This window comes from Microcella alkaliphila, from assembly GCF_004216855.1.
GTDB lineage: Bacteria > Actinomycetota > Actinomycetes > Actinomycetales > Microbacteriaceae > Microcella > Microcella alkaliphila.
In genome coordinates, this window is sequence record NZ_SGXT01000014.1 from 230,859 (window position 1) to 247,784 (window position 16,926).

18 protein-coding genes and 2 pseudogenes are annotated in these 16,926 nt (G+C 68.4%); 12 read left to right on the forward strand and 8 right to left on the reverse strand.

The annotated features are described in order from the left end of the window. The first annotated feature begins 2 nt into the window (after window positions 1-2). The 4 genes from EV140_RS06820 to EV140_RS06835 all read left to right on the forward strand — a co-directional run bounded on the left by EV140_RS06820 (window position 3) and on the right by EV140_RS06835 (window position 2,977). On the forward strand, window positions 3-1,322 hold the full coding sequence (locus tag EV140_RS06820; protein ID WP_130282328.1) for a HipA domain-containing protein: 1,320 nt from the start codon (window positions 3-5) through the stop codon (window positions 1,320-1,322). A 111-nt stretch (window positions 1,323-1,433) separates the two neighbouring features. Continuing rightward, the gene (locus EV140_RS06825; RefSeq protein WP_130282330.1) at window positions 1,434-1,817 is read left to right on the forward strand and encodes a DUF2510 domain-containing protein; all 384 of its coding nucleotides are present in this window, start codon (window positions 1,434-1,436) and stop codon (window positions 1,815-1,817) included. 11 nt (window positions 1,818-1,828) lie between these two features. Next, complete coding sequence (locus EV140_RS06830) at window positions 1,829-2,503, forward strand: hypothetical protein (RefSeq protein WP_130282332.1); 675 nt, start codon at window positions 1,829-1,831, stop codon at window positions 2,501-2,503. Window positions 2,504-2,530: 27 nt separating this feature from the next. Then, a complete protein-coding gene (locus EV140_RS06835) occupies window positions 2,531-2,977 on the forward strand; it encodes an iron chaperone (RefSeq protein WP_130282334.1) in 447 nt (148 codons plus the stop codon). Between the two features lie 15 nt (window positions 2,978-2,992). On the opposite strand, the gene EV140_RS06840 is transcribed toward EV140_RS06835, so the two are convergent. The 4 genes from EV140_RS06840 to EV140_RS06855 are packed head-to-tail and all read right to left on the reverse strand — an operon-like array spanning window position 2,993 to window position 7,189. Then, the gene (locus EV140_RS06840; RefSeq protein WP_130282336.1) at window positions 2,993-3,985 is read right to left on the reverse strand and encodes a glycoside hydrolase family 43 protein; all 993 of its coding nucleotides are present in this window, start codon (window positions 3,983-3,985) and stop codon (window positions 2,993-2,995) included. Then, window positions 3,985-4,899, reverse strand: coding sequence for a carbohydrate ABC transporter permease (locus EV140_RS06845; protein WP_130282338.1), 915 nt, complete (start codon window positions 4,897-4,899; stop codon window positions 3,985-3,987). The genes EV140_RS06840 and EV140_RS06845 overlap by 1 nt, the downstream gene beginning before the upstream one ends. Further along, entirely contained in the window at window positions 4,896-5,846 is a 951-nt protein-coding gene (locus tag EV140_RS06850; protein WP_130282340.1) for a carbohydrate ABC transporter permease, read from the reverse strand. The genes EV140_RS06845 and EV140_RS06850 overlap by 4 nt, the downstream gene beginning before the upstream one ends. Window positions 5,847-5,875: 29 nt before the next feature. Beyond that, window positions 5,876-7,189 carry an ABC transporter substrate-binding protein gene (locus EV140_RS06855; protein ID WP_130282342.1) on the reverse strand — a complete coding sequence of 438 codons (1,314 nt, stop codon included), beginning with the start codon at window positions 7,187-7,189 and terminating at the stop codon, window positions 5,876-5,878. A gap of 155 nt (window positions 7,190-7,344) precedes the next feature. On the opposite strand from EV140_RS06855, the gene EV140_RS06860 reads away from it, so the two are divergent. Next, complete coding sequence (locus EV140_RS06860) at window positions 7,345-8,376, forward strand: LacI family DNA-binding transcriptional regulator (protein WP_130282344.1); 1,032 nt, start codon at window positions 7,345-7,347, stop codon at window positions 8,374-8,376. Between the two features lie 53 nt (window positions 8,377-8,429). After that, on the forward strand, window positions 8,430-10,274 hold the full coding sequence (locus EV140_RS06865; RefSeq protein ID WP_130282346.1) for a glycoside hydrolase family 2 protein: 1,845 nt from the start codon (window positions 8,430-8,432) through the stop codon (window positions 10,272-10,274). 20 nt (window positions 10,275-10,294) lie between these two features. Here EV140_RS06865 and EV140_RS06870 read toward each other — a convergent pair whose 3' ends face one another. After that, window positions 10,295-11,080 (reverse strand): hypothetical protein, encoded by a 786-nt coding sequence (locus EV140_RS06870; RefSeq protein WP_130282348.1) that lies wholly within the window; start codon window positions 11,078-11,080, stop codon window positions 10,295-10,297. Window positions 11,081-11,314: 234 nt separating this feature from the next. Here EV140_RS06870 and EV140_RS06875 point away from each other — a divergent pair, with 234 nt between their 5' ends. Both EV140_RS06875 and EV140_RS06880 read left to right on the forward strand, forming a co-directional pair. Then, window positions 11,315-11,518 (forward strand): antitoxin MazE-like protein, encoded by a 204-nt coding sequence (locus EV140_RS06875; RefSeq protein ID WP_096419736.1) that lies wholly within the window; start codon window positions 11,315-11,317, stop codon window positions 11,516-11,518. Further along, complete coding sequence (locus EV140_RS06880) at window positions 11,506-11,841, forward strand: type II toxin-antitoxin system PemK/MazF family toxin (protein WP_241971336.1); 336 nt, start codon at window positions 11,506-11,508, stop codon at window positions 11,839-11,841. Before EV140_RS06875 ends, EV140_RS06880 begins: the two co-directional genes overlap by 13 nt. A 46-nt stretch (window positions 11,842-11,887) precedes the next feature. Here the strand turns inward: EV140_RS06880 and EV140_RS06885 are convergent, their stop codons facing one another. After that, complete coding sequence (locus tag EV140_RS06885) at window positions 11,888-13,123, reverse strand: ATP-binding protein (protein WP_241971337.1); 1,236 nt, start codon at window positions 13,121-13,123, stop codon at window positions 11,888-11,890. 137 nt (window positions 13,124-13,260) lie between these two features. Between EV140_RS06885 and EV140_RS06890 the strand changes: the two genes are divergently transcribed. Together EV140_RS06890 and EV140_RS13480 are read left to right on the forward strand one after the other, a co-directional pair. Further along, on the forward strand, window positions 13,261-14,022 hold the full coding sequence (locus EV140_RS06890) for a DUF554 domain-containing protein (RefSeq protein WP_130282352.1): 762 nt from the start codon (window positions 13,261-13,263) through the stop codon (window positions 14,020-14,022). Window positions 14,023-14,044: 22 nt separating this feature from the next. Beyond that, window positions 14,045-14,449, forward strand: a pseudogene (locus EV140_RS13480) (GNAT family N-acetyltransferase); the annotation flags it as partial. A 141-nt stretch (window positions 14,450-14,590) separates the two neighbouring features. On the opposite strand, the pseudogene EV140_RS13485 reads toward EV140_RS13480, so the two are convergent. Continuing rightward, window positions 14,591-15,046, reverse strand: a pseudogene (locus tag EV140_RS13485) (rhodanese-like domain-containing protein); the annotation flags it as partial. A 5-nt stretch (window positions 15,047-15,051) separates the two neighbouring features. Between EV140_RS13485 and EV140_RS06900 the strand changes: the two are divergent. Together EV140_RS06900 and EV140_RS06905 are read left to right on the forward strand one after the other, a co-directional pair. Continuing rightward, window positions 15,052-15,321: a glutaredoxin family protein gene (locus EV140_RS06900; protein ID WP_096419746.1), complete on the forward strand. Its 270-nt coding sequence runs from the start codon at window positions 15,052-15,054 to the stop codon at window positions 15,319-15,321. Window positions 15,322-15,437: 116 nt separating this feature from the next. Further along, complete coding sequence (locus EV140_RS06905) at window positions 15,438-16,175, forward strand: SDR family NAD(P)-dependent oxidoreductase (RefSeq protein WP_130282356.1); 738 nt, start codon at window positions 15,438-15,440, stop codon at window positions 16,173-16,175. Window positions 16,176-16,425: 250 nt separating this feature from the next. On the opposite strand, the gene EV140_RS06910 is transcribed toward EV140_RS06905, so the two are convergent. Continuing rightward, complete coding sequence (locus tag EV140_RS06910) at window positions 16,426-16,905, reverse strand: methyltransferase family protein (RefSeq protein ID WP_130282358.1); 480 nt, start codon at window positions 16,903-16,905, stop codon at window positions 16,426-16,428. Window positions 16,906-16,926: the final 21 nt, after the last annotated feature.

Sequence of the window (16,926 nt, forward strand, 5' to 3'; positions counted from 1 at the left end):
CGATGCGCTCACTCGATGTCTACCTGTACGGCGCGCACGTCGCAGAGCTAACGCTTCTCGGCCCCCAGCAGTACCGGCTCTCCTACCGCGACGAGTGGCTCGACGACCCGGCCCGCATGCCGCTGAGCTCATCCCTCCCGCTACAGGTGACTCCTCACAGCGGCGATCCGCTGGCCGCTTTTCTCGACAACCTGCTTCCCGACAATCCCGACGTTCGAGAGCGGTGGGCGGTTGATGCTGGCCTCGACTCGGCCGACCCCTTCGGACTGCTCGGGGTGTACGGTCTCGACGTCGCGGGTGCGGTTCAGTTCGTCGAGTCGGGCGGCGACCCCCTCGCAGGCACTACGCGGCGAACGATTGACGATGACGACATCGCCGATCGCATCGCCGCACTGCGGCTCGACGACGCGACGTGGCGCGGCCAGGACAGCGCGAGCGGATTCTTCTCTCTCGGCGGCGCGCAGGGGAAGTTCTCGCTCGGGTGGGACGGTGAACGCTGGTACGAGCCGACGGGAGCCGACCCCACCACCCACATCTTCAAGCCCCGCGTTCGCGGCCAGGTCGACGGCGAGATCATCGAGTTTCTGACGATGCGGCTCGCGTCGAGCGCGGGCCTGCCGACCGCGCATGCCGAGATCAGGGAGTTCGGGTCAGAACACTCACTCGTAGTGCAGCGCTTCGATCGCGTCGCGCCGCCCGCCGCGTCTCGCTCGGACTCGCTCGTCCGCATTCACACGGAAGATCTCGCTCAAGCGACGGGCACTCCTCGACTGCGGAAGTACGAGTCACGGGGCGGCCCCGGCTATCGCGATGCCCTGGCGGTGATCGACGACCACGTGCCGTCCGAGCGCGCCGCGCGCTCTCGCGAACCGTTTGTGAAAGCCCTGGTCTTCTCATGGATCATGCTCAACACGGACGCGCACGCCAAGAACTACTCGTTCTTCCTTACCCCGAGCGGCCATGACCTGACCCCGTTGTACGACGTGAGCAGTTTCATCCCCTATGCCGGTCGAGACGCGACCGATGCACGTGAGCTCGAGCGTGCCTTCGCATCGACACAGCTATCGATGCGAATCGCGGCCGACTACGAGGCCGGGCAGCAGTCATGGTGGGAGTGGAAGGCGGTGGCGCGGGAAGCGGGCATCGACCGCGTTTCGCTGACGGAGTGGACTCTGGCACTGGTCGACGGCGCGGCAGACACGATCGGCACAATCGTGGCGACGCTGCCGACGCACCTCCAGTCGGCCACCGTGAGTCGGTTCATGGATCGTGTACCGATTCGCATGCGTCAGGTGCGTGCCGCCATCGAGCGTTCGGCGTAGCTGAGCCGCAGATCTGTCGCGAGCGTCGCTGGATGCTCCTTCCGACGAGACCTCAGGTCAGTTAGCGTGTGCCTGAGTGCCGCGTCGCGGCCCCGCCGAACGGAGACGAACATGGCGCAGGCCGGAGCAGGGTGGTACGACGACGGAGCCGGCCGGCAGCGCTGGTGGGACGGGCAGGCCTGGACGGACCAGTATCAGGACGCGCCATCGGCGCCCGGGCCGGGCAGCCTGGTCGACCACATCAGGGCGGAGGCCGAGTCTGGCAGCGTTCCGCGGCCCGGGGCGAAGGGTCAGGCGTACGTCGTGCTGCAGGTCATCCTGAAAGAGAAACTCTGGGGCACCGGCTCGGGCAACCTCACCGAACTCGAGCGCGCGATCAACGCCCAGGCCGCGCTCGGTTATCGCCTCCACACGATCTCGACCGCCGCGTCGGGAAGCAAGGGCATCGGTGGCGGCGACCGCATCCAGGCCACGATGGTGTTCGAGCGGATCTAGGGTCGTCGGACATGCACCAGTTCGAGGTCGACGAGCGTGACAGCTCGTGGGAAATCGATGAGGCGCGCTTCCGCGTCTACGTGTTCATGGGCGCGGCCAACGCGGTGACGACCACCGACATCCTGAGCGCGACGGTCGAGGAGGCACTCGAGGCCGCGCGGAACCTTGCCGAGGGCGACCGCCACCTGTGGTCGATCGCGCTCGCGCACGACGACGGGGCGATGGGTCGGGGCCTCGTCTGGCTGTCGGGCAACGACTACAACGATTACCCCCGCGCTGACTCGGACACCGCGGCCTACTGGCGTCACCGCGGCACTATGCAAGAGCGATATCTGCTGGCGCGGGCACAGTCTGGCGAGCCGGTTGTGCTGCCAACGGGCGAAAGGTCGGTACGGCTTGGCCCGGAGTGGGGAGTCGATCTGCCGCTGTGGGAGCAATTCACCGATCACTATCCGGTTGAGCGTGGCGCTTTGCCTCTCGGCGGTCGGCTCGAAGGGTCTCTCGCCGCATGGAATCAGCGATGGCAGGAACTCGCCGACCCCGACACGGGCCGCGGCGCGTCCGAGAAGGACTGGGCCGCGTGGAAGGCCAAGGGCGTGGAGTTGGTGGCACGCCTGCGCGAGGCCCTCGCCGGTGTCGCGGAGGTGCACCCCGCCCACCTCCACACCGGCCAACCCTCGACCTGACGCGCGAGCAGTGCCACGCTGGTCGGCATGGCAAACACGACTGAGGGGTTCAGCGACGCCGAGCGCGCCGCGATGAAAGCGCGAGCCGAGGAGCTGCGTGCCGAAGGACGCAAGACTAAGGGCGCGACGAAGGCGGCCGCCGACCTCGAGAAGTTGCTCGAGGCGATCGCCGCGATGCCGGACGATGAGCGGGTCATTGCCGAGCGCATCCACCTGATCGTCAGCGAGGCGGCGCCGCAGCTGCAGGGCAAGACCTGGTACGGGATGCCCGCTTGGGCTCTCGACGGAAGGGTCGTCTGCTTCTTCCAGGCCGCCACGAAGTTCGAGTCGCGCTACAACACCTTCGGCTTCCAAGACCCGGCAACCCTCGACGACGGGGCGATGTGGCCGACGTCGTGGGCGGTCACCGCGATCGGGCCGGCGGAGGAGCAGCAGATCCGCACGTTGGTCCAAGAGGCGGTCGCCCACTCCTGAGTCGCGCCCCCGGCGTCAGTCGGGGACGACGACCCGCGGCGCTCCGCCCGCCGGCCAGTCGAGCTCGACGAGGTACAGCTCGCGCGCGATGTATGAGCGGTTCCAGCCGTGGATCAGCAGCACGTCTGCCCCGTCGGGGGTCGTGACGAGGTCCTGCCCGCCCGGCCCGCGGATGCGCCCGTCGAACAGCTCGGTCGACAACAGCGGCTCCTCCTGCTTCTGCCACGGCCCCTCAAGCCCGGGTGCCGTCGCCAGGCCGACGGCGTACTCGTCGCCGCCGTAGCCGTTCGCCGAGTAGAACAGCCACAGCGCGCCGTCGCGCTGGACAAGCGTCGGTGCCTCGACGAGATCGCCCTCCCAGGGCAGCGTTTGCTTGATGAGCGGGATGGGGTCGCCGATCAGTTCGGCGCCGTCGTCCGACAGCGGGCTCGCGTACAGCCAGGTGTCCACGCCGCAGCAGTTGCCGTCGTTCTTCCAGATCAGGTACGGAGCGTCGTCGACGACCCCCACGGCAGCGTCGATCGCGCCGCCGTCCTCGACCGGGCAGACGAGCATCCCTTCGTCGGCGGCATCGAACGGGCCGCGCGGGTCGTCAGCCACCGCGCGGAAGATGCATTGGCGCCCGCTCGCCGCGTCGGTGGCCGTCGCGTACATGGTGAAGCGATCGGGTTCGAAGGAGTACACCTCCGGCGCCCAGGTCTTCCCGGGCACCACCCATGAGGGCAGTTGCGGCAAGGCGTCGTCGTTGAGCCGCTCCCAGTCGACGAGGTCGCGCGAGACGGCGACCTGCACGTTGCGGAGGTTCGCATTGGTCGCGTACGCGAAGTACTCGTCGCCGACCTTGAGCACGTCGGGGTCGGGGAAGTCGCGCGTCAGAACGGGGTCGATGCGCGCATCCTCGTCGGAGGCGGGCGGTACGCTCCCCTCATCCGGATCACCCGGCGCAGCCGGCGCGCACCCCGCGAGCGCCACGAGCGAGACGGCCGCGATAATCGCCAGCCGCCGCATCAGCCCTTCACCCCCGAGCGCGCAACGCCCTCGATGATGTAGCGCTGCAGGAAGATGAACAACGCCAGCACCGGCGCGCTGGCGAGCGCGGCGCCCGCCATGAGCAGGTCGTAGCGCACGGCGTTCGCCGACTGGAGCGTCGCGAGGCCGGCGGGCAGCGTCTGGAGGTCGGGACTAAACAACACGTAGACCGGCCAAAGGAAGTCGTTCCAGTTGGTGAGGAACGCCAGGAGTGCGAGTGTGGCGAGCGCCGGCTTCGCGAGCGGCAGCACGACGCGGGTGAAGGTGGTCCACTTGTTGGCGCCGTCGAGCTCGGCCGCCTCCTCCAGCTCGATTGGGATGGAGAGGAAGAACTGGCGGAGGAAGAACACCCCAAACGCTGAGGCCGCCGTCGGCACGATCACGGCGACGAGGGTGTTGAGCCAGCCCAGCTCGTTGACGACGAGGAAGCTCGGAACGATGAGGATCACCGGCGGCACGAGCAGCGTGCCGATGACGAGCGCGAGGATCAGCGATCGCCCGCGGAAGTTCATCCGGGCGAGTGGATAGGCGGCGAGCGCCGCCGTCACCACGACAAGAGCCGCGTGCAGCGTCGCCGCGATCATGCTGTTGAGGAACCACCGCAGCACCGGCGTGTTCGTCGCCGAGAAGACGGTCTCGTACGCCTGGGTGGTCCAGGGATCGGGGATCCACGTGGGGGGCACGGAGGTCGCATCCGGCCCGCTCTTGAACGAGGTGAGGAACATGAACACGAGCGGGCTGATGTAGATCGCCGCCAGCAGGATGAGCCCGGCGTAGCGCAGAACCCGACCGGCGATTGCCGCCTTGCTCAGGGGTCGCCGCCGCGGGATCGGGTGGCCAGCGGCTTCGTGCTCGGAGCCCGGGCGGGCGGGGGTCGAGCGGGTCGCGGTCATGCGCGCTCCTCCCTCTTCTGTCGGAACGCGATGAACACGATCGCGCTCAAGATCACGAGAACGAAGGTGAGCACGAAGCTCATCGCGGAGGCGTCGCCCATGCGGAAGCCGCGCAGGCCGGTCTCTGTGATCTGGTAGATCGCCGTGCGGGTCTCGCGGCCCGGGGCGCCCTGGGTCATCAGGTACGACTGACCGAACATGTTCGCCGACGCGATGAGCGTGATGACGGCGATGAACGACAGGATTGGCCGGAGTCCCGGCAGCGTCACGTGGATGAACTGGCTCCACGCACTTGCCCCGTCGACCTTTGCCGCCTCGTAAAGCTCAGCGGGGATGTCTTGAAGGGCCGCCAGGTAGATGACGGCATTGAATCCGAGTGTCCACCACACGGTTACCCACACGAGCGCAACCCACGCGCCCGGTGTCGATGTCGTCCACGCGATGTCGTCGGGCAGGCCGAGCTGCCCCAGGTAGTAGTTGACGAGCCCGATGTTGTTATCGAGCAGGTAGCGCCACAGCACCGCGACGACGGCGACACCGAGCACGTAGGGTGCGAAGTAGATCGCGCGAAACAGGTTCCGTCCCGGAAAGTTGGCGCGCATGATCAACGCGATCGCGAGAGGAATGATGAGCAGCGGCGGCACGCTCAGCACCGTAAAGATGCCGGTCGCCCGCATCGATGCCCAAAACGGCTCGAAGGTCGACGACGACGGGTCGAAGAGCTTCGCGTAGTTGTCGAATCCGACGAAGGGCCGCCGCGGCAGCGTGAAGTCCCATGCGTGCAGGCTGATCCACATGCCGAACACCACGGGCACGATGACGAACACCGTGAACAGCACGAGGTACGGCGTGAGGAACAGCCAGGGCGTCAGCGGCGAGCCGCGACGGCCCCTCGGGCGAGCCGAGAAGCCGTCGGGCCGACGCGTCGGGAGGATCGTCGCGGTCATGCGGTGAACTCCGGTCGGTGGTCGGTCGGCTATTCGCCGAACGTCGCCCGGTTCTCCTCGAGCAACTGGTTGGCGCTTCGTGTGGCCTCCGTCATCGCAGCGTCCGGCGTGCGCGTACCGAGCACGCCGTCGGCCACGGCGATCTCGAGCGTTTCCGCCTGGACAGCACCGATGCCGGGAACCGGCGGGAGGAAGCGCATGCTTTCGATCTGTTCAGCGATCGCCCCCTGCGTAGTGTCGTCGAGAACACCGCTCGATCGGACGGAGTCGCGGGCGGGAATCATGCCCGAGCCAGCCCACGTGCCCGACTGTTCGCTCATCCAGGCCACGAACACGCGAGCGGCGTTGACGCTGTTTTCGTCGGAGGTTCGCTGGGTGGGAATCACGAAGTTGTGCGAGTTCGCCCAGACCGCCGGCGAGTCACCAATCGTCGGCACGGGCGCTGCCGCGTACGGCAGGCCGGATGCTTCGAGGTCGTTGATCTGCCAGATCCCGTCCCAGGTGATCGACGTCTCACCGTTCTTGAAGGCCACGTACTGGGTGTCGATCGCCACGTCAGCCGGGCTGTAGCCGTCCTCGATGATCGAGCGCTGCCAGGCGAGCGCCTCGAGGCCGGCCTCCGAGTCAAACTGCGCCTCCTCGCCGGCGTCACCGTAGGGCGAGCCGCCGAACTGCCACTGCAGCGTGAGGTTCATCAGGTGGCTCGGCCAGCGCGAGGGCATCCAGAACGGAGTGTCGTAGCCGGCCTCCTGCAGAGCATCCAGCGCGGCGCGGAAGCTCTCCGCGTCGGTGGGTACCTCGTCGATACCGGCCGCCTCGAAGTGTTCGGTGTTGTAGTACATCGCGAGCGAGTGCACATCGAGCGGGATGCCGTAGCGCGCGCCGTCGTATTCGGCAGCGCTCCAGACTTCCTCCGTGAAGTCGTCCGCGCTGAGCCCGAGCTGATCGGTGAGGTCATCAAGCGGCAGCAACAGCTGGCGAGCGGCGAACGAAGCGAGCTGGTCGAGGTGCATGACGGCAACGTCGGGGCCCTCGCCCGCGGTGAGTGCGGCGGGCAGCGCCTGGTAGAAGTCACCCCACGGAATCGTGTTCGAGACGACGGTGATGTTGTCGTGCTCCTCGTTGAAGCGGTCGACCATCTCTTGCATGAACGGGCCGTCACCGCCGGTGAAGCCGTTCCAGTAGTCGAGTTCGATGTCGGGGCCGTCATATGTTCCCGTGAACTCGCCGCCCACATCGAGGTCGCCTGAGGTACCACAACCGGCGAGCACGAGCGCCGCGGTGGCCGTGCCCGCGGCGATGGAAAACAATCGGCGCCGGGCCGTTGACTGTGTCTGCGTCATTGCATCTCCTTTGATTGCCGGTCCGCAGGCTATCTCGGCGTCGGTGCAGTGACGTCGCGCGGCTCCGGGCGGTGGTGGCCGCAACGTTACAGCGCTGTAAAAGTGGTGTCAACCCTCTGTACATTTAGGATGGCGCCGACGGGAAGGCGGAGCAGATGGGCCGAGTGCGACTGGCTGACGTGGCTGCCTACGCGGGTGTCTCGATGAAGACGGTGTCGAACGTCGTTCACGACTACCCCCACGTGAAACCCGAGATGCGCCAGCGCGTCCAAGAGGCCATCGACGCGCTCGGCTACCGCCCGAACGTCACGGCCCGGCGGCTCGCCACGGGCCGCACGGGGATGGTCGCGCTCGCCGTGCCCGAGATTGACCACCCCTACTTCTCTGAGCTGTCCCGTCGCATCGCCGAGCACGCCGCCTCGCGCGGCTATCGCGTACTCATGGAGCAGACGCTCTCTGAACCCGGTGCCGAGCGCGCCGTCCTCCGGGACCGCGAGGAGGGCCTCGTCGATGGGGTCATCTTCCACCCGGTGAGCACCACACAGAGCGAGCTCGCGCGACTCAGTCGCGACGTGCCGGTCGTCCTGCTGGGCGAGGCGGCGATCCCGCTGACCGTCGATCACGTGATGATCGACAACGTCGCCGCTGCGCGCGAGGCGACGGAACACCTGCTCTCCCTGGGCGCGCGCAGGCCGGTCTTCCTCGCGGCGGTGGAGGGGGATGTCACGGTGAGCACCGACCGCCGTCTCGAAGGATTTCAGGATGCACTGCAAGCAGCGGGCGTCCGGCTGCCGAGCTCTCACGTACTCACCGCGAGCGACTTCTCACCCCAGGCGAGCAGCGAGGCCGTGAACCGCGCATTGGATGCAGGACTCGATTTTGACGCGATCCTCTGTCGCGATGACCAATTCGCCGTAGGAGCCCTCTCGGCACTTCACGCACGAGGCATTTCCGTACCGGATGAGATCGCGCTGGTGGGGTGGGACGACACCGCCCTCTCGCGATTCGCCTACCCAGCGATCACATCCGTTTCGCCCGACAAAGCGGCGTTGGCGACCAGCGCACTCGACCTCCTCCTCGAGCGCATCGGCGGCTTTCACGGACCGGGCCGCCACGTCATCACCCCTCACACGCTCGCGATCCGAGAGAGCGCGCCGGCGGTCACTGAGGCGGCGAGACCACTCTGACATCCGCAATCGCGTGACTTTACAGCGCTAAAATTCTGCGCAATGATGACGGGATGCACACCGTCGCGCACATCGATCCGGCCCTTCGCGCCCGCCACCCCCGCCCTCGGGCGATTCGCGGATCCTGGGTGAGTCTCGACGGAGAGTGGGAATTCGCGTCCGAGTCAGATCCGCAACGCAGCGGCGAGCCGGTCGTCGACGGTCGACCCGCCCACGCGGCGCTCGACCGCATCATCACTGTCCCCTTCCCGCCCGAGTCTGAGCTGTCCGGAATCGGTGACACTGCTCCGCACGATCGGCTCTGGTACCGCCGCATCGTCACGCGTGCCGAGTTGGAGGCCGCGGGCGCGGGCAATACCCACCGCCGAGTGCTCGCGCACTTCGGCGCGGTCGACTATCGCTGCCGCGTATGGGTCGGCGACCGTCTGGCCGGAGAGCACACCGGCGGTCACACACCCTTCACTTTCGACATCACCGACCTCATCGACGGCGAGGGCGACACGTCCGTGCTCGTCTGTGTCGAGGACCACGCCGCCGATGTCGAGCAGCCTCGCGGCAAGCAGGACTGGCAGGCCGAGCCGCACAGCATTTGGTATCACCGCACCAGTGGCATCTGGCAGTCGGTGTGGCTCGAGGCGGTGTCCGCTCGCTACATCGACAACCTGCAGATCGACGCCGACATCGTGACCGCGACGGTCACGGTCACCGCCACCCTCGCCGGCGCGCCGCGTGGTGCTGGAGAACTCGCCGTGCAGCTCGAGCTGGAGGGCCGCCACTTGGGCTCCGCGACCGCCACGGTCGAAGCAGGTGCGACGAGCGTCACCGTCGTCTGCCCCGTCCCGGAGCTGCGCAACGGGCAAGCGATTCAGGACCTCGTCTGGTCGCCCGAGCATCCTCGCCTTGTCGACGTCGCCGTCGAACTGCGCGGGCCCGACGACGCACGGGATGCTCTACTCGCCTACACGGGGCTGCGCACCGTGGGCGTCGCCGACGGCCGCTTCCTGCTCAACGACCAGCCGCGCGAGGTGCGCGCCGTGCTGTCGCAAGGCTTCTGGGCCGAGTCACACCTCGCCGCACCCGACGACGACGCGCTGCGCCGCGAGGTGCAGCTGATCCTCGACCTCGGATTCACCACGGCGCGCATCCACGAGAAGGTCGAGGACCCGCGCTTCCTCTACTGGGCCGACCGCCTCGGCCTGATGCTGTGGGTCGAGATGCCGAGCGCCTACGCGTTCACCCCGCGGGCGGTCGAGCGCACCCTCACCGAGTGGCTCGCCGTCGTCGCCCGCGACCGCTCGAACCCGAGCGTCGTCGCCTGGGTGCCGCTCAATGAGAGCTGGGGCGTGCAACTGGCCGCACACGACCCCGCGCAGATCCACTTCATCGAAGCCATGTACCGGGTGACGAAGGCGCTCGACCCGCACCGGCCGGTGATCTCGAACGACGGCTGGGAGCACGCCACCTCTGATCTACTCACCGTCCACGACTACACCGTCGACCCCGAAGCGTTCCGGCGCCGCTACGCCGACGCGAACGCCGCGCGGCCGAGCCTCGCCGGCATCGGACCGGCCGGGCGGCGGATGCACGTGGGCGACTTCCCGGCGACCCGCAGCGCCCCGATCGTGGTCTCCGAGTTCGGCGGCGTCACCTATGCCCCTGACGCGCCGGCCGGCACGACGTGGGGTTACGCCGTGGTCGACGACTCAGAGGCGTTCGCCGAGCTGGTCGGCGCGCTCCTCGACGGCGTTCGCGGCAATCCCGCGATCGCCGGCTGGTGCTACACGCAGCTGACCGACACGCTGCAGGAGGCGAACGGGCTCGTCACCGCCGACCGTCAGCCGAAGCTGCCGATCGAGCGAATGCGCGCCCTCATCACCGGCGAGGGCGCGCACCGCTGACGCACGAGCGTGCCGCACCCTCACCACCCGAAACGCTGGGCGACAACGTCGGCCGCGCGGCTCGGGAACTCCGGCCAGCCCGGCTCCAATTCGTCGCGCATCAGTGCGTAGAGCGCCCGCGCCGCCGGCTCGACCGGCAGTTCGAGGGCCGCGGCGAGCGCCGCCGCCTGCCGCGGCAGCACCTGCTCAAGCCGCCTGGTCGGCTCGAGCAGGTCGCGCTGGGGCTCGTCGGGGTCGAGAAGTCGCCCGCGCAACGCCCGCACGAGGTGCTGCAGCGCCCACGTGCGCACGAACAGTCCGCCACTGACGACCTCGCCGCGCCGCGCGCGCCCGACCCCGATGCGCAGCTTGATGAGCGCAAGCCCGGCCTCGAGCGCAGGGTCAATCGCCGTCGTCGCCGCGGCGCGCGCCTGCGACTCGGCGATCAGCGTCGCGACGGTGCCGTCCTCGTCGTCGACGGTTACCGTCGTGAGCCCTGCGAGCGCACCCTCCAACTCAGCGGGGTGCGCCGCCGCGAACTCGAGCAGGTGCCCGTCGTCGTAGAGCGCCACCACCCCCGCGCCGCCCTCCGGCAGGGCGAGCACGAGGTGCTCCTGCCTCGGCAGCCACGACAAGTCGGCGCGCACCCGCGGCCCCGCCCCGTCGGCGGCGATGGCGAAGAAGTCGTGGTCGCTCCACTCGTCGCGCCGGTGCCGCCCGGCCTCACTCGCCGAGCCCATGAGCGCGAGGCCCACCAGCTCGGGATGCTCGCGCACCGCCCGCGCCAACTTGTCGGACAGGTCATCGAAGCGCTGGGCGTCGCCCATGGCGCACCTCCTTCACGGAACGCGCCACGCGCATCCCGAATTAGGCGAGCGGCCACCGGCCGTCGCGTCAACAGAAAGCAACGCGGATGCGCGACCAGCGTCGCGACAGGGCCGTTCGATTGTGGGGCGCCCGCTACGGAGCGCGCTCAGTCTGCCACCGGCGGGCCCGGCGCGCCAGAGGGAGATGTGAACAACGACTCGCGGCTCCACAGCGGTTACATGTAACATTGGGGTATGTCCTCAGCAGGTCGCGTCTCCGCGTACCGCGCCCGCATGCGCGCCGCGGGGTTGCGGCCCGTGCAGGTGTGGGTGCCCGACGTGCGATCCGACTCGTTCGCTGCGCAGGCGCGCACGCAGGCAGCCCGGATCGCCGACGCAGCGGCGCACAGCGACGACATGCAGTTCGTTGAAGCGATCAGCTCGTCGTGGGACGAGTGAGGCGCGGCGACGTTCGGCTTGTCGCCGGCGGCGTGTACGCACACAAGCCGCGGCCAGCCATCGTGCTCCAAGACGAGATCTTCGACGCGCTCGACTCGGTCACCGTGTGCCCGCTCACGACCACAGCCGTTGACGCGCCGTTACTCCGCGTGCCGATAGCCTCAACCGCAGAATCCGGTCTCGACGCCGACAGCTTTGCGATGGTCGACAAAGTCACGACGGTTCGACGCAGCAACGTGGGGGCGGCGATCGGGGCAGTGTCGAGCCAGCAGCTCGTTGAGATCGAGCGCCGTCTGCTGGTGTTTCTCGGCATCGCGCGCTGATTCAGGAGGTCGCCCTGTGCGACCGGCACGCGAGGTGCGCTCCACACTATGGGCCGAGCGCGGTGATGGGCACGACCGTGACACCGTCGGGTCGCCGATAACCGTAGCGGCCACCCGTGATGACGAGAAGCGCGCTCGGTTCGCCGTGACGGTCGTGATCGACCTTTCGCGCCATCGAGAGCAAAGTAGCCGCGGCCTCGTCGACACGGCCCTCACCGAGTTTCACCTCGACCGCAGCCCAGCGGCCGTCTGGCAGCTCAATGACTGCATCGACCTCGCGGTTGAGTTGGGTGTCACGCCACGACGACAGCCGCGCCCCCAGCTGCTGGCTGTACACCCGAAGGTCGCGAATAACGAGCGACTCGAAGTGGAAACCGGCGGCCTCGAGGTCTCGAGTGAGATCAGCCACACCGACCCCGAGCGCAGCGACACCTAATGACGGGTCAACAAAGTGGTGGACCGCGCTCGTTCTCAGACGCGTGCGCGATCGCATATGTGGAGCCCACGCCTCAAGGGGCTCAATGAGCATGAGCCGCTCGATGACCTCGAGGTAGTGGCCGAGGGTGCGTTCATCGATCGGCCCGCGTGCCCCGCCAACGTCGGCGGCTGTCGCTGAGCGATTGATCGGCCCTCCCACCACACGGGCGAGGGCGGCGAACAACCGGCCGATGTTGGTGGGGTTGCGGCGCGGGCCCATGGCGGGTACATCAACCTCGGCGACCGTTCGCAGGTAGTCGGCGAGCCACACCCTCGCCTCACGCTCGCCCGCATTGACAAGCTCGGGCCACCCGCCCACGACGATACGTTCGAACACATCGGTGACCGCGAGCCCGGAACCCTGCACACCATGATCAAGCGGGTCATCGAAGATCGTGGCAAGGCTCACCTCACCGGTCGAATGTCCGGATTCACAAAGAGACATAGGCCGCATACGCAACCGACCGATGCGGCCAGCTCCTGAGTGCAGACGAGCGTCATCCCGAGGGCGTGCCGAGCCCGTGAGCAGGAAGTGTCCGACGCCGTCGCGGTCATCGACCGCGCGTCGCACGAGGTTCCACAGCTCAGGCGTTTCCTGCCACTCATCGAACAAGATGGGCCTGGGAGAGCCGAACAGGATGCTCGGGTCGGCATCGAGCGCAGCCTGCGCGCTGCCGTCGACATCCATGCGGAACACGGTCTTCGCAACCTGGCTGGCGGTAACTGTCTTGCCGACCGCCTTCGGACCATCGATCAGGATGGCGCCGTTTACCCGCATTCGCTCCGCTAGTTCGGTGTCAACCACGCGCGTTCGATACGTCCGCATGGCGACACCCTAAGGGATGTTGGAGACGAAATGTGGCTTTCGTCGGATATGAAATGCAAGATTCGTCGAAAACGAGATGACATTTTCGTCGGCGCGAGCGTGCGAAGATTGCGGCTGTGATCGGGCTCGGAACAGTCATCAACGTCGTCGCGATCGTCGTCGGCGCCGCAACCGGCCGCCTCATCAGCCACCGCCTGCCCGAGCGCACCAACCGCCTCGTCACCGACGTGCTCGGCCTCGTCGTACTCGTGCTCGGCGGGCTCAACCTCGCCTCGCTCGCCGACCCCGACTACGTCGCCACCGTCACCCCGGGCGGCACGCTGCTCGTCGTGCTGGGCGCCCTCCTCATCGGCGGCATCACCGGCTCGGCCCTGCGCATCGAAGACCGGCTCGAGCAGTTCGGCGGGTGGTTGCAGTCACGATTCACCCGCGCCGACGCGGTCGCCCACGCCGACAAGCGCGCCCTGTTCATCACCGGCTTCGTCAATGCCTCGCTCGTGTTCTGCGTCGGCCCGCTCGCAATCCTCGGTGCCTCCAGCGACGGCACTGGTCAGGGCATCGACCAGCTCGCCCTCAAGTCGGTGCTTGACGGCTTCGCGTCGGTCGCGTTCGCCGCGACCCTCGGCTGGGGCGTCGCCCTCTCGGCCCTGCCCGTCGGCATCTGGCAGGGCCTGCTCACCCTGCTCGCGGCCACCCTCGGCGCCGTACTGTCGAACGCGGCCATCGCCGCCCTCACCGCGACCGGAGGCGCTCTGCTGCTCGGCGTCGGCATCCGCATCATGAACATCCGCGCGATCGCCGTGGGCGACCTGCTGCCCGCGCTCGTCGTCGCGCCGATCCTCACCATCGCCGTGGGTCGCCTCCTCGGTACGGCCTGACGGCCCTCTGTACGGTGGAGCGATGTCCACCATCGTTCGCCGTGTCGCGCCCGACGAATGGCAGCGTGTGCGCGGGTTTCGGCTGGAGGCACTGCAAGACCCGGCCGCGCCCCTCGCCTTCCTCTCCACCCTCGAGGAGGAGAGCGCCCGACCGGATGCCTTCTGGCGCGAGCGCGTGGCTGCCAACGCTGCGGGCAACGACTCAGCGCAGTTCCTCGCCGTCACTGAGAATGACGAGTGGCTGGGCACCGCGACGGGGTTGCGCCGCCGCGTCGGCGATCTCGACCACATCGAGCGCATCGTCACCCGCGACCGCATTGACGTCGTCGGCGTCTATGTGACGCCGGAGGCACGCGGCCGTCACGTGGTCGGTCTCCTGCTCGCCGAGATTGCTTCCTGGGCCGCGAGCCTCGACGCGACCGCGCTCACGCTCGACGTGCACCGCGACAACGCCCCGGCCCGCAGGGCATACGAGCGCGCAGGATTTGCCCCCACCGGGGTCGAGTTCACCGGCCCTGTGGATCGGCCCGGCCGCCCCCTCGACGGGCAACCCCTCGCGCGCCCAGTACTCGAACCCGCCGAGCATCTCTTTCACCGGCCGGCCGAGGCTCGCCAGCAGGTGCGCCGCCTTCGTGCCGCCATTGCAGGCGGCCCCCCAGCAGTACACAACGATCGGGATGCTCGCATCCAGCTCCGCAAGACGCCCCGCCAGCTCGCCGCGCGGGATGTGCGTGGCGGCCGCCGCGTGCCCCTGATCCCACGCCTCGCGCGACCGCACGTCGATGAAGTGGAACCGCTCGCCCGCCTCGAGCGCCGCAGCGACATCAGAGGGGTCGGTCTCGTGAGTGAGGCGCCGTGCGAAGTGCTCGGCGGCCGCGGCTGGCTCGGCGAATCCGCCGAGAGCGCTACCCACAACGGTGGTCGAGTCGACTGCAGTCATGGCGCCATCGTAGGACGGTGCGTTGCTGGGATGCGCGGATCGCGCGATCCGTCGGGAACACTGACGAGCATCCCGTTGTTGCATTCACCATGTCGAACACTGTCGAGACCCCCGACCGCGTGACCATGTACGGCGCCGACTGGTGCCGCGACTGCCGGCGCAGCGAGGCCCTGCTCAACGAGCTCGGCGTCGACTGGGTGAAGGTCGACGTGGAGCAGAGCGCTGACGCCGCCCAGACGGCGCAGGCGATCAGTGGCCGCATGAACATTCCGGTGGTGCACTTCCCCGACGGCAGCCACCTGGTTGAGCCGAGCGACGCCGACCTGAAGGCGAAGCTCGAGGCGCTCAGCGCCTCCTAGCCGAGCGCGCGGTTAACCGCACCCCAGCACCCGCTGAGTAGGGCCCTTCGGCCCTGGCGGGTCGCTCGCGCGCCTCGGTACCATCGAGACCCCGACCACCGATTCAAGGAGGAATCATGGGAAAGCTCGACGGAAAAGTTGCCCTCATTACCGGAGGCTCACGCGGCATGGGCGCCGCGCACGCCCGCCTCATGACGGCGGAAGGCGCGAAGGTCGTCATCACCGACGTGCTCGACGACGACGGCCAGGCGCTGGCCGACGAGATCGGCGGGGTGTACCACCACCTCGACGTCACCGACGAGGATGCGTGGGCGCGCGTCGTGAAAGACGTGCACGACACCGTCGGCCCGATCGGCATCCTCATCAACAACGCTGGCATCGTCGGCTTCAGCCCGATCGCGACCGCCGCAACCGAGGAGTGGAACCGCGTCATCGGCATCAACCTCACCGGCACCTTCTTCGGGATGCGCGCCGTCGTCGAATCCATGACGTCCGCCGGCGGCGGCGTCATCATCAACGTCTCGTCCACGGCGGGCCTGCAGGGGTACTCGAACCTCTCGGCCTACGTCGCCAGCAAGTGGGGAGTGCGCGGGCTGACCAAGTCGGCGGCACTCGACCTGGGGCAGCACGGCATCCGCGTCGTGTCGATACACCCCGGGCCGATCCGCACGCCCATGACCGACGGCTTCGGCGACGAGATGACGGCGCAGCAGGCGATTCCGCGCTTCGGTGAGCCCGAGGAGGTCGCAAAGATGGCGCTCTTCCTCGCGGCCGACGCCACGTACTCGACGGGCACCGAGTTCGTCATCGACGGCGGAGCCACCGTCGGCGCGGCCCTGCAGCCGCCGGAGTAGGCACGGCCGGGGCGGCCCTGCAGCCGCCGGAGTAGGCACGGCCGGGGCGGGCGCCCACCGAGCGCAGCACGGGCCGCGAGTTGCGTGTTGTGGTCGACTCGATCGCCGGGAGGCAACCACAACACGCAACTCACGCCACCGTGAGTGCCCTCGCGTCCACCCACTCGAGGTGGCAGTTGTGGTTGCCACACCGGACAGGAGGCGACCACAACTGCCACCTCACCAGCCTCGCGGCTCGGCGCGGTCGGTACTACCCGCGCAGCCGCCGGACCCCCGGCACGATGCGGCCAGTGCGCGACGCGTAGTCGGTGTATTCCGGGAACCGGGCCGCGAGCATCCGTTCTTCGAGGCGCGCCTTGACGCTGAGCAGCACGAACAGCGCGACGAACAGCGCCGCGTGCCACCAGGATGCTCCGATGATGAAGAGCCCCGCGCCGAGCAGCACCAGCCCCGAGTAGAGGGGGTGCCGCACGAGACGGTAGACGCCGGCGGTGACCAGCTGCGAGCCTTCGCGCGGAATCGGCGAGGGTGTCAGCGCCCGCCCCAGCGTGATGCCGGCCGCCACGCCGACCACGACGCCCGCGCCGACGAGTGCTAGGGCAATGCCGACGACGAGGGGCGTCCGCGCCCACAGGTCGCCGCGCGGCGCGAAACCAAGCGCGATCAGCAGCACGAACTGCGCACCGACAAGACCCCACGCGAGGGCGGGATGCACGGATTCGCGCGCCATGCAGGAAAGCTACGCCCCCGC